Origin of the sequence: Actinomadura sp. KC345 (assembly GCF_004348515.1) — a bacterium.
Classification (GTDB): domain Bacteria; phylum Actinomycetota; class Actinomycetes; order Streptosporangiales; family Streptosporangiaceae; genus Spirillospora.
The window spans coordinates 1-15,122 of sequence record NZ_SMKH01000190.1; the positions used below are offsets into that span (position 1 = coordinate 1).

Genomic DNA, 15,122 nt, shown 5'->3' on the forward strand with positions numbered 1-15,122 from the left:
GAACTGGACCGGCAGGTGCGCGAACGCTATGCGAACTGGCGCGACCAGCCCCGCGGCCTGGCCTGCGCGGTGATCGCCGCCTTCATGCTCCTCACCACCGTGGCGTTCCTCTTCGCGGTGGTGGCCGTGGTCGCGGCGATGAACTGAGGCCGGGGCGTCCGACCTCGTCGGACGCCCCGGCCTCGCAAGCTCGTCTGATCGCCTCGGGTCAGGCGGGGGTCCCCTCGGATCCCTCGGCGATGGTGAACGCCACATCTCCCTGCGGGTCGACCTGGGCGTCCAGGGTCTTGTCGTCCAGCATCTCGGCGACACCGGGCTCCAGGTACACCTTGGCGCCCTCTTCCTCGACCACCTGGTCGCCTGCCTCGGGGGCAGGGGCGACCGAGAGCCGCAGGGCGTCCGAGCCGTCGAGCCCGGACTCGATGCGGATGCCCGTCTCCGGCGGAAGCTCCGGATTCGCGGTCACGGTTCGTATGACCTGGACGGCACCGCTGGTCAGCGTGAGCACGATCAGCTCCTCACGTCTCTGTCTTGCTTGGATCGGATCTGCCCCACCCTCCCCGATCCTCACCGCCGTAAACGTCGAGATGTGATCGGATGATCTCGGTCGGCCACCGGCCCGGCCGCTCAGCCCGCGCTCGGGGCGAGGGCCCGGACGGCCTCGGCCGGCGAGAGCCCGCCTCCCGGGACCACGGCCAGTACGGGCGTGGTCAGGCCGCTGTCGACGTACTCGCGGACGCGGGCGCGGCACGCGGCCGGGGACCCGTGCACGATCAGGTCGTCGACGACCTCGTCCGGGATGACCTCAAGGGCCTTCTTGCGGTCGCCGGCCGCCCACGCCTCGTTCATCGGGCGCAGCGCCTCGCCGCGTCCCAGCCACTCGTGGAACGCCCGGTAGACGGGGACCGTCATGTACGCGGCGATCATCCAGCGGCCGATCGCGCGGGCCTCCTCGGCGTTCTCGGTCGGGCAGACGAACAGCCGGGCGATCAGCTCGGGGTCGTCGCCGATCTCGCCGCGCACCGTCCGGACGTCCTTGGGCGCCAGCCAGTTGGTGATCGCGCCGTCGGCCTCGCGGGCGGCGAGCCGCAGCATGCCGGGACGCAGGGCCGCGAGCACGATGGGCGGCGGCGTCTCGGGCACGTTGTCCAGCTTGAAGCCCTTGACGGCGAAGGTGTCGTACTCCTCCTTCACCTTCTCCCCCGCGAGCGCCTTGCGCAGGAAGCGCAGCGTGTCGCGGGTGCGCTTGTAGGGCTCCTCGAACGGGATGCCGTTCCAGCGCTCCACGATCGTGTCGGACGAGGTGCCGATGCCCAGCACGAAACGGCCGGGCGCGAGACCCGCGAGCGTCGCGGCCTGCTGCGCCAGCAGCGCGGGGCCGCGCGTGTAGACCGGCACGATCGCCGGGCCGAGCCGCAGCCCGGGGTCCCACTGCGAGGCGAGCGCCAGCGGCGTGAACGCGTCGGTTCCGTTGGTCTCGGCGGACCAGGCGTCGGTGTAGCCGAGCCCGGAGAGCTCCGCGACGATCTCCCGGTGCTCGGCGAGCCCGAGCCCGGTCATCGGAATGGTCAGTCCCCAGCGTGACATGCGCTCCCCCTCAGGCGACCGAGGCGCGGATGGTGGCGCCGCCGTCCACGACCATGGTCTGCCCGGTCATCCAGGACGACACGTCGCCGGCGAGGAACACCGCCGCGTGGGCGATGTCCTCGGGCTCGCCGAGGCGGCCGAGCGGCATGTGCCTGCTGATCGCCTCCTCGTTGGGTTCCCACAGCGCGCGGGCGAGGTGGGTCTTGACCAGGCCCGGCGCGATGCAGTTGACGCGGACCTTCGGCGCGAGCTCCATCGCGAACTGGCGGCTGAGGTGGATGACCGCGGCCTTGGTGGCGTTGTAGTAGCCGATGCCGTGCTCGGTGATCATCCCGCCGACGGACGCGATGTTGACGACCGAGCCCCCGCGCTCGGCCAGGGACGCCCGCAGCGCGAGCTGGGTCCACTGGACGATCGCGAACTGGTTGACCTCGACGGTCTTCGCGGCGGCGGCGGGCTCGATGTCGGCCATCGGCCCGTAGTAGGGGTTGGTCCCGGCGTTGTTGACGAGGATGTCCAGGCCGCCGAACTCGGCGACGGCCGCGTCCACCGCGGCCGCGGCCTCGTCGGCGTGGCCCACGTGCGCGGCCTTGGCGAGGACGCCCGCGCCGGGGTGCGCCGTCCCGATCTCCTTGGCGACCTCGTCCAGTGCCTCCTGCTTGCGTGAGGAGAGGACGACGTTGGCGCCCTCGGCGGCGAACGCGGTGGCGATCGCCTTTCCGATCCCCCGGGAGGCCCCGGTGACCAGGGCCGTCTTTCCCTCAAGTCCGGTCCGCATCCGCACTCTCCCTACCTGTTCGCACCCTGTGGGCAGCTGGGCAGAATTCGACTCGGTTCACTGTATCGAAGTGACTGACGAGTCAGTTACCTGGCTCCGGCACTCCGCCGGGGCCGCCGGTCCCGCTCACCGGACGGCATTCTTTCTAACGATTGTTAGATTGGTACGCTGCGCGCGGTACCGGAAGAGCGGGTGCCGGAAGAGGGAGGTCCGCGTGACCACGACCAAGGAACGTCGTCCGGCGATCGAGGGCTGGTTCACCACGGGGGACGGCGAGGTCCGGCTGCTGGGGACCCGCTGCTCGTCCTGCGGAACGCCGTACTTCCCGCGCAACGAGCTGGCCTGCCGCAACCCCGGCTGCACGGGCCCGAAGGACGGCTCGGAGCTGGAGCCCTACGCCCTCTCGGGACGCGGCCGCATCTGGTCCTACGCCGACGCCCGCTACAAACCGCCGCCCCCGTACGTCTCCCCCGACCCGTTCGTGCCCTACGCGGTCGCCGCCGTCGAACTCGACGCCGAACGCATGGTCGTCCTCGGCCAGGTCGCCCCCGGCCACACCGTCGACGACCTCGAGGTCGGCATGGAGGTCGAACTGACCGAAGGCACCCTGTACGAGGACGACGAAGCCGAGTACACCGTCTGGATGTGGAGGCCCGTCCGATGAGCCGCGACATCGCCGTTCTGGGCACCGGGATGCATCCGTGGGGGAAGTGGGGGCGCAACTTCGTCGAGTACGGGCTGGCGGCGGCGCGGGCGGCGCTGGCCGACGCGGGGCTCGCGTGGCCGGACGTCCAGTACGTGGCGGGCGCGGACACCATCCGCAACGGCTATCCCGGGTTCATCGCCGGCGCCACGTTCGCGCAGGCGCTCGGCTGGTCGGGCGCGCGGGTGTCCAGCTCGTACGCGGCGTGCGCCTCCGGGGCGCAGGCCATCGACAACGCGCGTGCGCGGATCCTCGCGGGCCTGTGCGACGTGGCGCTCGTCGTGGGCGCCGACGCCGCGCCCAAGGGGTTCTTCAAGCCCGTCGGCGGCGACCGGCCGGACGACCCCGACTGGCTGCGGTTCCGGCTGCTCGGCGCGACCAACCCGATCTACTTCGCGCTCTACGCGCGCCGCCGGATGGCCGTGCACGGCGCGACCCTGGACGACTTCGCCGCGGTGAAGGTGAAGAACGCACGGCACGGGCTGGCGAACCCCAACGCCCGGTACCGCAAGGAGGTGACGCTGGAGGACGTCCGCGAGTCCGCCGTCGTCGCCGACCCGCTGCGCCTCCTGGACATCTGCGCCACCAGCGACGGCGGCGCGGCCCTCGTCCTGACCTCGATGGACTTCGCGCGCAAGCACGGCATCACCGATCCCGTGCGCATCCCCGGGCTGTCCACGGTGACGCCGACGTTCCCCAAGACCGTCCTGGACCTGCCCGACTTCGCGACCGACTCGGCGATGACGGCGGCGGAGCCCGAGCGCCCGTTCCGGTCCGCGATCGCCCACGCCGCCTACGAGGAGGCGGGTATCGGGCCGGGCGACCTGTCGCTCGCCGAGGTGTACGACCTGTCCACGGCCCTTGAGCTGGACTGGTACGAGGACATCGGCCTGTGCGAGCCGGGCGGCGCCGAGGAGCTGCTCCGCTCCGGCGCCACGGCGCTCGGCGGCCGCGTCCCGGTCAACCCGAGCGGCGGGCTCGCGTCCTTCGGCGAGGCGATCCCGGCGCAGGCCATCGCGCAGGTGTGCGAGCTGACCTGGCAGCTGCGCGGGCAGGCCGAGGGCCGCCAGGTCGAGAACGCAAGGGCGGGCATCGCCGTGAACCAGGGCCTCTTCGGCCACGGCTCAGCGGTCATCACCGTCCGCTGACGTGCGGGCGACGTGCAGGGCCCAGGCGATGAGGGGGGCCTGGAACGGGAGGCGGCCGTAGGCGGCGGCGCGCATCGGCAGCGGCTTGTCGCGCCAGTCGCGGGCCATCTTGACGTTGGCGGGGAACACCGCCGCCATGAGGCCCGCGGTGGCGAGCGCCCCCGCCTTGCGTGTGCGCGGGTTCGCGACGGCGGCGGCGCAGGCCAGCTCGGCGACACCGCTCAGGTAGGTCCAGGTCCGCGCGCGGCCGGGGAGCCGCTCGGGGACGATCGCGTCGAACGGCTTCGGGGCGACCAGGTGCAGGGTCCCTATTCCGGCCATGAGCGTCGCCAGCCGGCGGGACGCGCGCGAGGAGTCGGTCATTCCGGGATTCTTACAGATCGGACGGCGCGTCCAATAGCGGCGGGCGCCACGAACACGACCGAAAACCCGCAATGTGACTGAAGTCACTGTCCAAAACCTGTGTGACCTGCGGCGTAGCGGTCAGGGAGTCCCTTGGCACCCGGACGTCGAACGACGTCCGGGGCCCGAGACTCCAGGGACGGCCGCCGCGGCCGGGGGGACCGCCGCGACCGTTCCTGGACCGGCCCGATGGGCTCCGGGACTGGCGGGGGCCGTCCCGGAGCCGTCGGACCCCGGCCCGGAGCCCGTGGTTCGGGGGCCCGTGGTTCAGGGGCGCTTTCTCACCTCGTCGATGACCTTCGGCACCGCCTCGCTGTACTGGCGGACCCAGTCCAGCAGGAGGGCGATCTGCTCGTCGGTGTAGCCGTCGAGCCGCTCGCGGAAGAGGCGGCCGATCGGCTCGAAGTACCGGTCGAAGCGGTCCGCGCTCTCCTCGACGAGTTCGACGATCACGCGGCGGCGGTCGTCGGGGTCGCGGGTGCGCCGGACGTACCCCGCCTTCTCCAGCCGGTCGATCACGGCGGTGATGGCGCCGCCGGTCGTGATGCCCATGAGCTGCGCGAGCCGGCCGGGCGTCTGCGGGCCGTCGAGCGACAGCGCGTGCACGCACTGCGCGTCGGTGACGTTCATGCCCGCCTTGGTCGCGGTCGCATGGTGCAGCAGGACCGTGAACATCGTGCTGCGCTGCATCGCGGCCTGCAACTCGCTCGCCATCCGCTCGCGCTCCGGGGTCGGCACGCCCCGCCCTCCTTTCTCCTGCATAGAGAGGCTCAACTCAAGAGCGACTCTCTTCCGGAGATTCTAGTGGGCGGGTACGTCACACCCGGCGGCCTGGGGCGGGCCCCGTGTGGCGAAGGCTACACCGGCGATGATCCGCGCATTACGGAGCGACCCCTACGATTGTTTTATTAGGACCACTAACAGAGGTCCGCTCCTGGCCCCGAATCCCACGAAGGTTCGGGGCCGACCCTTACCCGCCTATTCCTGGGCCTCCTCGGCGACCTGCTTCGCCCAGCGGTAGTCCGCCTTGCCCGCGGGGGAACGCTTCATCTCGTCCACGAACGCGTACACGCGCGGGACCTTGTACCCGGACAGCTCCTTGCGGCAGTGCGCGTCCAGGTCCTCGGCCGCCGGCGGCCCGGAGGCGCCGGACGGCTGGATCACGGCCGCGACGCGGTTGCCCCAGCGCTCGTCCGGGATGCCCGTCACCACCGCGTCGTACACGGCCGGATGGCCCTTCAGGACGGCCTCGACCTCCTCCGGGAACACCTTCTCGCCGCCGGTGTTGATGGCCTGCGACCCCCGCCCGTAGACGGCGATCGACCCGTCCTCCTCCACGGTGGCGATGTCGCCGGTGAGCAGCCAGCGCCGCCCGTCCACCACGGGGAACGTCTTCGCCGTCTTCTCCGGGTCGTTGTAGTAGCCCTGCGCGATGTAGCCGGACCGGGCGACCTGGCCGATGACACCCGACCCCGGCTTGACGGGCTGGAGCGCGTCGTCCAGGACGGTGACGTCGTCCACGTCCGGCGCGAACCGCAGCCCCTTCTCCGGCGTCGAGCCCGACACCGCCTCCGCCGTCGAGCCCGACTCCGTCGACCCGAACCGGTCCATGATCATCGTGTTCGGCAGCAGCGCCTGGATGCGGTCGCGGACGGTCCCGGTGAAGATCGCGCCCGTGGACACGAAGACGAGCAGCGACGAGGTGTCGTAGCCGCCGCGGGCCAGTTCCTCCGCCATCGGGATCGCCATCGCGTCACCGGTGATCGTCAGCGAGTTCACCTTCTCGCGCTCGATCGTGCGCCACACGTCGGCCGCGTCGAACTTGCGCGTGTAGACGAGCGTGGCGCCGATGAACCAGCCGATCCACGTGCCCAGCTGCGCCGCGCCGTGCATCAGCGGCGCGACCGGCATCATCACGAGCGGGCCGCCGTTCCGCGCGTTCTCGACGATGTCCTCGGGCCTCGCCGGGCGCGGGAGCGACGGGTTCCAGAACGCGTGCAGGATCTGCTCGGTCGACCACATGACGCCCTTCGGCATCCCGGTCGTCCCGCCCGTGTAGATGATGTACAGGTCGTCGGGCGAACGCGCCGGGAAGCCGCGCGTCCCGTCGGCCTCCCGGAGCGCGTCGTCATAGGCGACCGCGCCGGGGATGGACGGCGTGCCGCCCACCGCGATGAGATGCTTCAGGTCGGGCGCCTCCGGGACGGTCGCGGCGACCCGGTCCTCGAACTCGACGTCGTACAGAAGCGCGACGCTGTCGGAGTCCTGGTACACGTAGAGCAGCTCGCTCTCCACGTACCGGTAGTTGATGTTGATGGGCACGGCACGGATCTTCAGCGCGGCCAGAAGCGCCACCGCGTACTCGATGCCGTTGTAGAGCTGGACCGCGACATGCCGGCCGGGCCGGACGCCCGCGTCCGCCAGATGGTGCGCCAGGCGGTTGGCCTGCTCGTCCATCTCCGCGTAGGTGAGACGCCGGTCGCCGCACACCAGGGCAACGCGCTCCCCGATCGCGTCCGCGACTCCCTCGAACAGATCAGCGTGGTTGTACTCCATCGGAGGGCCTCCGGAAGGGGTATTCGCGCCTTGAGTTAGACAATCAGGGTTTGTCGCTTCCGACCACCCACATCGAGTAGAACTGGGCGCCGCCGCCGTAGGCGTGCCCGAGGGCGCGGCGCGCACCGTCCACCTGGTGGTCGCCGGCCCTTCCGCTGACCTGCATCGCCGCCTCCGCGAACCGGATCATCCCGGACGCGCCGATCGGGTTGGACGACAGCACGCCGCCGGACGGGTTCCACGGGATGTCGCCGTCGAACGCGGTCGCGCCCGACTCGGTGAGCTTCCAGCCCTCGCCCTCGCCGCAGAACCCGAGGTTCTCCAGCCACATCGGTTCGTACCAGGAGAACGGGACGTACACCTCGGCGCAGTCGAGTTCCCGGCGCGGGTCGGTGATCCCGGCGTCCTTGTAGACCTGTGCGGCGCAGTCCTTGCCGGCCTGCGGGCTCACGTTGTCGCGCTTGGCGAAGGACATCGGCTCCGACCGCATCGCTGTCGCCTGCACCCAGGCGGGCTTGCCGGGGGCCTTCTTGGCGGCGTCCTCGGAGGCCAGGACCATCGCGCACGCGCCGTCCGACGACGGGCACGTGTCCAGGTAGCGGATCGGCTCCCACAGCATCGGCGTGGACTCGACGATCTCGCGGGAGATGCCCGGGATCTTCAGATGCGCGTACGGGTTCCGCAGCGCGTTCTCCCGGTCCTTGACGGCCACGAGGTGCCCGATGTGGTCGGGGGCGCCCGACTGGCGCATGTAGGCGCGGATGTGCGGGGCGAAGTAGCCGCCCGCGCCCACCACCAGCGACGTCGTGAACGGCGAGTTCACGGTGAGCGCCCACGTCGCGTTCGACTCCGACTGCTTCTCCCACGCCAGCGTGAGGACGCGGTCGTGGACCCCGCTCTGCACCAGGTTCGCCGCGACGATCGCGGTGGATCCGCCGACCGAACCGGCGGTGTGCACCCGGATGAGGGGTTTGCCGGTGGCGCCGAGGGCGTCCGCCAGGAACACCTCGGGCATCACCACGCCCTCGAACAGGTCGGGCGCCTTGCCGACGACGATGGCGTCGATGTCCTTCCAGGTCAGCCCGGCGTCGTCGAGCGCCCGCTTGGCGGCCTCGCGCAGGAGCCCCGCCATGGACACGTCCAGGCGCTTGGTCTTGTACTGCGTCTGCCCGACGCCGATGACCGCGCACGGGTTACTCATTGCTCTCTCCCGACATGACGCAGACCAGGTTCTGCTGCAGGCAGGGGCCGGACGTCGCGTGCGCCAGCGCGCGGGACGCCGTCCCGGCGTGGATGCGGGACGCGGCCTCGCCGATCCGGATCAGGCCGGCGGCCATCAGCGGATTGGCCGACAGCGCGCCGCCGGACGGGTTGACCACGACGTCCTCGCCCAGGCCGAGGGCCTCCCGCAGGATCAGCTCCTCATGGCTGTACTGGGCGTGCAGCTCCGCGACGTCGACCCCGGCCGCGCCGGACTTCTCCCCCGCGATCCGCGCCGACTCCGAGCGGGTCAGGTCGCGGACGCCCGGGGAGTGCGGCTCGCTGCGGTGGTCGATCCCGGTGATCCACGCGGGCCGCTCGCACAGCTCCCGCGCCCGGTCTCCGGACGCGAGGACGATCGCGGCCGCGCCGTCGGTGTCCGGCGCGACGTCGTAGGAGCGCAGCGGCGCGACGTCGTAGCCGGCCGCGTCATCGGAGAGCTCCGCCGGGTCCGGCAGGTGCAACGCGAACGGGTTGTCGCGCCCGGACGCCCGGGACCGTGCGGCGATCGCGCGCAGGTCGTCCTCCTTGGCGCCCGACCGCTCCAGGTAGGCGCGGGCCTGCATCGCGGCCAGCGACACCTGGTCGACGCCGAGCGGCGCCAGGTAGTACGGGTCGAGCTGCTGAGTGAAGATCGCGCGCGGGTCGCCCTGCGACGACTTGCCGAACCCGTACACCAGGGCGGTGTCGACCTCGCCGAGCTGCAGCTTCACCCACGCCTCGTAGAGCGCCCACGCGCCGTCCATCTCCACGTGGCTCTCGGCGATCGGCGGCCACGCGCCGACCGTGTCGAGCGCCGAGACGAACGCGAACGGCGCGCCCTGGAGGTAGTCGCACGACCCGGAGCAGGTGAACCCGAACCGCGACAATCCGGTCCGCTGCTTGATCTCGCCGATCACCGGGGCGAGGATCTCGGTCTCCACCAGGCCCTGATCCTCGCCCTTGTGCTCGCTCTGGACGAAGGCGACGACGGCGACGTCACGCATCAGAGGTGGTCCTTGATCTCTTCGAAGGGCACATCGGGTTCGTCGATCGGCTCGAACCATTTGATGTTGTTCATGCTCGCGGTCCACTCCTCGCGCGGACGCCACGCCGCCTTGACGCGCATGCCCATCCGGACCTGGTCGGCCGGGATGCCCGCGACCAGCGTCAGCATCGGCACGTCGGCGCCGTCCAGCAGGACGTACCCGGACACGAACGGCACGTCGGGAGCGCGCGGGTCGGGGATGTTGTTGACCGCGAACGTGGTGAGGGTGCCGGTGTCGGGCAGCTCCACCTCTTCGGTGGTCTGGACCCCGTCGCGGGAGCACAGCCCCTTCATCGGGACGATGACGTCCCCGCACTCCGGGCAGCGGTGGCCGGTGATCCGGCCCTCCGAGATGCCCTCCAGGAAGCGGTGCATGGCGCGCCCGCCCCGCAGCCGGAACTCCAGCTGCGCCTGCGGGTTGATCATTGTGACCTCGGGGCGGAAGCACTCGATGTCGCCGATCGTGCCGGTGCGCTCGGCGCGCCACTTCGGCCGGACCCGCAGCCCGGTCGTGAGCGCCTTCGGCGGCTCGGCGCCCGGCTCGAACTCGCCGAGGTCGAGCGCGTGCACGAGGGCGGTGTCGGCGCCGTCGGGCCGGATCAGGGCCCACGCGAACGGACGGTCGAAGGGGTGCTCCCGCGCCGGACGCGGCACCCACGACCAGGTGGTCACCGTGCCGGCGGGCCCGACCTCGACGAACTCGTCCGTCACGTCCTCGCCGGTGTCCGGGTCGTACTCGGTCGGCGGGACGAGCACCCGCCCGTCCGCCGTCCGGATCCCGACCATGCGGCCGTCCCGCAGCTCGCTCAGGAACCGGCCGATGACCGGGCCGACCGAGCGGGTGTAGCCCCCCGGGAACCCGATGACGTGGTTAGGGTCGGCCGTGTCGGACGGTCCCGTGCCAGATGGCACTGTGCTAGATGGCCCGGTGCTAGATGGCACTGTCGCGGTCCTTCCAGTACGGGTCCCGCAGCTTGCGCTTGAGGAGCTTGCCGTTCGGCTCGCGCGGCATCGTCTCGATGAAGTCGATGCTCTTCGGCCACTTCATCCTCGCGAGCCGGCCCTCCAGCGAGGCGAGGATCTCGTCGGCCAGTTCCTTGCCGGGCTCGACGCCCTCGGCGGGCTCCACGACGGCCTTGATCTGCTCGCCCCACTCCTCGTCCGGGATGCCGAACACGGCGACGTCCGCGACCTTGGGATGCAGGGTGATCTCGTTCTCGATCTCGGCCGGGTAGATGTTCGCCCCGCCCGAGATGATCATGTCGGACTTGCGGTCGGACAGGAACAGGAAGCCGTCGTCGGTGAGGTAGCCGATGTCCCCGACGGTGAAGAAGTCCTTGAGGCGGTTCTTCTCCGTCTTCTCCTTGTCGCCCTTGTACTCGAACTCGACGCCGGCCATCTTCATGTAGATCGTGCCGTGCGTCCCGGCCGGGACGGGCTCGCCGTCGTCGTCCACGACGAGGATCTCGCTGATCGGCCACGCGTTGCCGACCGTCCCGGGGTGCTCGCGCCAGTCGGAGGGGCTGGCGATCGTCCCGCCTCCCTCGGTCGCCGCGTAGTACTCCCAGATGCAGTCGCCCCACCATTCGAGCATCCGCTGCTTGATCGGCACCGGGCACGGGGCGGCCGCGTGGATCGCCCACTTCATGCTCGACACGTCGTACCTGGACTTGACGTCGTCGGGCAGGGCGAGCAGCCGCTTGAAGTGCGTCGGCACCATATGGGTATTGCTCACGCCGTGTTCCTGGATCATCCTCAGGGTGTCTTCGGCGTCCCAGCGGTCCGTGTAGACGAGGGTGTGGCCCATGTGGAGGGCCGTGCCGCCGAACTGCGTGACGGCCGTGTGGTAGTTCGGTGAGGTGATCAGATGGGCCTGCTGCTCGCCCCCTGCCGGACGCCCGGGCGTGATGCCGAACAGGGTCAGCAGGAAGGTCATCAGCTCGGCGCTGTCGTCGGGGTCGATGCCCATCAGCGCCCGCTTGACGCCCTTCGGGCGCCCGGTCGTCCCGGACGTGTAGTGCATCGTCGCGCCGTTGCTCCGGTCCTCCGGAGCGCTGTCGGGCTGCCCCTCGAGCAGATCCGCGTACGGACGGAAGCCCTCGACGTCCCCGAACGAGAACCGCCGGTGCGCCTCGATCTCCTCGGCCGCGCGGACGCCCTCGGCGGCGTACCGCTCGTGGACGAAGAACGCCTTGGAGTCGCTGTCCGCGACGATGTAGCCGATCTCCGGACCGGCCAGGTGCCAGTTGATCGGCGTGTAGTACCAACCCGCCTGCAGCGCCGCCAGGTACAGGACGAGCCCGTCGACGCCGTTCGGGACGAGCGCGCTGAATCCGTCGCCGTTCTTCAGGCCGAGCGCGCGAAGCCCGTGGACGAGGCGGTTCGAACGGGCCAGCAGGTCGCCCGCGGTGTACGTCGTCCCGTCCGGATCGACGGCCGCGACCCACTCGGGATCGGCCTGCGCCAGCCGCCAAAAGCCCAATGACCCCATCGGATCTCCCTACGTGAGCACGGTGAGCGCCGTCACCAGGCGACGCCCCGGCGTCCAAAGTAGATCACGTTCTCGTTTTGCATATCAAGCCCTACCGGTAGGGCGGCGGCTTAACTAGAATCTGTTCTCGTTTGGCATCTTGAGCGGAGGAACCATGGCGGAACGGCTGCCCATCAGCACCGAGCACTGCATCGTCGAGCGCGACGGGCACGTCCTCGTCGTCACGATGAACCGGCCCGAGGCGCGCAACGCGCTCAGCTCGTCGATGCTGGTCGGTCTCGCGGACGCGTGGGCGTACATGTCCGAGACGCCCGAGATCCGCGTCGGCATCCTCACCGGGGCCGAGGGCACGTTCTGCGCCGGCGCCGACCTGAAGGCCATGGGGCAGACACCGTCCGACCCCGCCGTGCAGGAGCGCATGGCCCAGATCCCCAACTTCCACTGGAAGGGCCTCCTGCGCGAGGGGCAGCCCGCCAAGCCGCTCATCTGCGCCATCGAGGGCTACGCCGTGGCCGGCGGAACCGAACTCCTCGTCGGCACCGACCTGCGCGTCGTCGCCGAGAGCGCCACCCTCGGTCTGTACGAGGCGAAGCGCGGGCTGTTCCCCATGGGCGGCTCCGCGATCCGGCTCCCCCGCCAGATCGGCTACGCGAACGCGATGGACATCCTGCTCACCGCCCGCTCGGTGACCCCGCAGGAGGCCCTCGACATGGGCCTGATCAACAAGGTCGTCCCGGACGGCACCGCCCTGGCCGCCGCCCGCGAGCTGGCCGACCGGATCGCCGAGTGCGGCCCGCTGGCCGTCCAGGGCATCCTGCGCACCTACCGCGAGACCGAGCACCTCTCCGAGGAGGACGCCCTCAAGATCTCCGACGAGATCGGCTGGCCCGTCATCGGCTCCGAGGACGCCAAGGAGGGCTCCCTCGCCTTCAAGGAGAAGCGCCCCGCCGTCTACCAGGGCAAATAGCACCTTAGCGGCATAGAGGACGCCGCCCGTCAAGGGCCGGTCTTCCGTCGTCACCGCGCTGTAAGCTCCGGCACATGAGCGCGGAAGCGATCGAGGCTGTGCAGCACACCTCTGGAATGATCGAGCCCATGCGTTACACCTCTGGGTCGGACGAATACGACGTGATCCATCTGGGCGGTGAGGCGGCGGCAGTCGTGCCCCTGGACGAGTTCAGAAGACTGAAGGCACTGGAAGAGGCCGCTCCCCAAGAAGCCCTGGAGGAGGCCGAGGCCACGGCGCTGTATGCGAAAAACCGCGAATGGGAGGCGGAGGGTCGCCCGGGAGCGATGTCCCACGAAGAGGCCACGCGCTTCCTCTTGGGAGAGGCCGAGTGAAAGTCGAGTGGTCGCTTGGCGCGAAGCGATCTGCGGCACGCTTCATGCGTGACCAAGAGGGTATGCGTCGGCTGGTCGACGCCGTTGCCCGCCTTGCGGAGGATCCCTACCCATCCGAAGCCTTCGTCCGAGGCGAGTACCACCGCCTCAAGGTCGGGCCTTATCGCGTGATGTATTTGGTGGAGGACCAACTGGTCACGGTCGACTACATCGATCGGGTCGCCGGCCATGACGGTTAGCGTTCCGCTCGTTTGACGGACCGAGCGGCCCGCAGCAGGCGAGCCCGGCCCCCCGTAGTGGATGGCCGGGCTCGCAAAATAGCTCAGTCGGATTCGGTGATGGTGTTGAGGCGTTCGATGGCCTCGACGTATTCCTCGATGAGGTCGTAGACGACCTGGGCGGCGGGTTTGACCTGGTTCATCGAGCCGACGATCTGGCCGACCGGGAAGGTGACCAGTTCGCCGTCGCCGGAGCGCTGGATGCGCGGCAGCGCGTCCGCGATCAGCATGAACTGCATGGGCATCGGCAGGTAGCCCGGGGACCTCTCGCTCTCCCACGCCTCGGTCCACGCGGACTTGAGGAAGCGGGCGGGCTTGCCCGTCCACGCGCGGGACCTGACGGTGTCCCGGGACGTCGCGTCCAGCAGCTTCGGCAGGGCGCGCTCGGGAGTGTCGGCCTCGTCGACCGTGAGCCAGATGGAGCCGGTCCATACGCCGTCCGCGCCGAGGGCCATGCCCGCCGCCATCTGCTTGCCCCGGCCGATGCCGCCCGCCGCGAGGACGATCGTCTCGTCGCCCACGGCGTCCACGACCTCGGGGATCAGGACCATCGTGGCGACGTCGCCGGTGTGGCCGCCCGCCTCTGTGCCCTGCGCGACGATGATGTCGACGCCCACGTCGACCTGCTTGCGGGCGTGCCGGGCGTTGGAGGCGAGCCCGGCTACCTTGACGCCGTGCTCGTGGGCCTCCGCCACGATGTCGGCGGGAGGCGGGCCGAGCGCGTTGGCCAGCAGCGCGATCGGATGCCTGAGCGCCACCTCGACCTGGGGCCGGGCGGTGACGTCCGTCCAGCCGAGCAGCGCCTTGGACGCGCTCTCGGTGGACGGCTCGACGCCGTGCTCGGCGAGCAGGTCCTCAAGGAACTTGCGGTTCTCCGCGGGGATCATGCCCTGCAGCTTGCCGAGCAGCTCCTCGGCGTCGCCCAGGTCGCCGCCCTCGTACTTGGCCGGCATGACCGTGTCGACCCCGTAGGGCTTCCCGCCGACGTTCTCGTCGATCCACTTCAGCTCTAGTTCGAGCTCCTCGGGGGTGAAATGCAGGGCGCCGAGGACGCCCATGCCGCCGGCGCGACTCACCGCGGCGACGACGTCGCGGCAGTGACTGAACGCGAAGATCGGGTACTCGATGCCGAATAGTTCGGTGACTCGTGTCCGCACACCCCCGACCCTAGGCGCGCGACCCCGAAACTGCAACAGGTTCTAGTTAAGAAGATCCCGGCTGATCCGCCCCACGACCATACGTAGAACACGTATCAACGAGTTCGAACACCAGTCCTCAGGACTCAGGGGAGCACCTACATCAGCCACCACCGCAACCCCGCAACAACCCGAACCATTGCGATCGCGTCCGAAGGCAGGTTGCGAGCGAAGCGAGAAACCTGATCGCGCAGCGAGCCGCAAGGCGAGTTCGGAGCGATGCAGCGATCGCACCGCAGTTCCCGCCGAAGGGAGGGCCCCCAGGGCCCGACCGCCAAGGGAACTGCAAAAAGACTCAGCGGGCGGGGCCGGATGCCTTGCGTTGCTGGCGCTGGCTGCCGGGCGCGGGTCGGCG

The 15,122-nt window shown here is 70.3% G+C and carries 16 protein-coding genes; 5 read left to right on the forward strand and 11 right to left on the reverse strand.

The features are described from left to right. Positions 1–208: 208 nt before the first annotated feature. The 3 genes from E1281_RS26435 to E1281_RS26445 form a co-directional block, all read right to left on the reverse strand. Complete coding sequence (locus E1281_RS26435; protein WP_131882376.1) at positions 209–508, reverse strand: Fe-S cluster assembly protein HesB; 300 nt, start codon at positions 506–508, stop codon at positions 209–211. 119 nt (positions 509–627) lie between these two features. Beyond that, on the reverse strand, positions 628–1,587 hold the full coding sequence (locus E1281_RS26440; protein WP_131882377.1) for an LLM class F420-dependent oxidoreductase: 960 nt from the start codon (positions 1,585–1,587) through the stop codon (positions 628–630). A 10-nt stretch (positions 1,588–1,597) separates the two neighbouring features. Continuing rightward, on the reverse strand, positions 1,598–2,365 hold the full coding sequence (locus E1281_RS26445) for an SDR family oxidoreductase (protein ID WP_131882378.1): 768 nt from the start codon (positions 2,363–2,365) through the stop codon (positions 1,598–1,600). A gap of 214 nt (positions 2,366–2,579) precedes the next feature. Between E1281_RS26445 and E1281_RS26450 the strand changes: the two genes are divergently transcribed. After that, positions 2,580–3,029, forward strand: coding sequence for an OB-fold domain-containing protein (locus tag E1281_RS26450; protein ID WP_207943497.1), 450 nt, complete (start codon positions 2,580–2,582; stop codon positions 3,027–3,029). Continuing rightward, on the forward strand, positions 3,026–4,216 hold the full coding sequence (locus E1281_RS26455) for a lipid-transfer protein (RefSeq protein WP_131882379.1): 1,191 nt from the start codon (positions 3,026–3,028) through the stop codon (positions 4,214–4,216). Before E1281_RS26450 ends, E1281_RS26455 begins: the two co-directional genes overlap by 4 nt. Here E1281_RS26455 and E1281_RS26460 read toward each other — a convergent pair. The 7 genes from E1281_RS26460 to E1281_RS26490 form a co-directional block, all read right to left on the reverse strand. Further along, entirely contained in the window at positions 4,193–4,579 is a 387-nt protein-coding gene (locus tag E1281_RS26460; RefSeq protein WP_131882380.1) for a hypothetical protein, read from the reverse strand. The genes E1281_RS26455 and E1281_RS26460 overlap by 24 nt on opposite strands. A gap of 306 nt (positions 4,580–4,885) precedes the next feature. Beyond that, positions 4,886–5,356 carry a MarR family transcriptional regulator gene (locus E1281_RS26465; protein WP_207943498.1) on the reverse strand — a complete coding sequence of 157 codons (471 nt, stop codon included), beginning with the start codon at positions 5,354–5,356 and terminating at the stop codon, positions 4,886–4,888. A gap of 240 nt (positions 5,357–5,596) precedes the next feature. Then, on the reverse strand, positions 5,597–7,174 hold the full coding sequence (locus tag E1281_RS26470) for an acyl-CoA synthetase (protein ID WP_131882381.1): 1,578 nt from the start codon (positions 7,172–7,174) through the stop codon (positions 5,597–5,599). A gap of 43 nt (positions 7,175–7,217) precedes the next feature. Next, a complete protein-coding gene (locus tag E1281_RS26475; RefSeq protein WP_131882382.1) occupies positions 7,218–8,375 on the reverse strand; it encodes a thiolase domain-containing protein in 1,158 nt (385 codons plus the stop codon). Next, positions 8,368–9,420, reverse strand: a complete 1,053-nt coding sequence (locus E1281_RS26480; RefSeq protein ID WP_131882383.1) for a thiolase domain-containing protein — start codon at positions 9,418–9,420, stop codon at positions 8,368–8,370. Before E1281_RS26480 ends, E1281_RS26475 begins: the two co-directional genes overlap by 8 nt. After that, the gene (locus E1281_RS26485) at positions 9,420–10,373 is read right to left on the reverse strand and encodes an OB-fold nucleic acid binding domain-containing protein (protein WP_243717424.1); all 954 of its coding nucleotides are present in this window, start codon (positions 10,371–10,373) and stop codon (positions 9,420–9,422) included. Before E1281_RS26485 ends, E1281_RS26480 begins: the two co-directional genes overlap by 1 nt. A 19-nt stretch (positions 10,374–10,392) precedes the next feature. Further along, entirely contained in the window at positions 10,393–11,952 is a 1,560-nt protein-coding gene (locus tag E1281_RS26490) for an acyl-CoA synthetase (RefSeq protein WP_131882384.1), read from the reverse strand. 154 nt (positions 11,953–12,106) lie between these two features. Between E1281_RS26490 and E1281_RS26495 the strand changes: the two genes are divergently transcribed. The 3 genes from E1281_RS26495 (at position 12,107) to E1281_RS26505 (ending at position 13,532) form a co-directional block, all read left to right on the forward strand. Continuing rightward, a complete protein-coding gene (locus E1281_RS26495) occupies positions 12,107–12,919 on the forward strand; it encodes a crotonase/enoyl-CoA hydratase family protein (protein ID WP_131882385.1) in 813 nt (270 codons plus the stop codon). 74 nt (positions 12,920–12,993) lie between these two features. Further along, entirely contained in the window at positions 12,994–13,293 is a 300-nt protein-coding gene (locus tag E1281_RS26500; RefSeq protein WP_131882386.1) for a hypothetical protein, read from the forward strand. Further along, positions 13,290–13,532, forward strand: a complete 243-nt coding sequence (locus tag E1281_RS26505) for a type II toxin-antitoxin system RelE/ParE family toxin (protein ID WP_165959114.1) — start codon at positions 13,290–13,292, stop codon at positions 13,530–13,532. The genes E1281_RS26500 and E1281_RS26505 overlap by 4 nt, the downstream gene beginning before the upstream one ends. A gap of 83 nt (positions 13,533–13,615) precedes the next feature. Here the strand turns inward: E1281_RS26505 and E1281_RS26510 are convergent, their stop codons facing one another. Then, complete coding sequence (locus E1281_RS26510) at positions 13,616–14,728, reverse strand: nitronate monooxygenase family protein (protein ID WP_131882388.1); 1,113 nt, start codon at positions 14,726–14,728, stop codon at positions 13,616–13,618. Between the last annotated feature and the right edge of the window lie 394 nt (positions 14,729–15,122).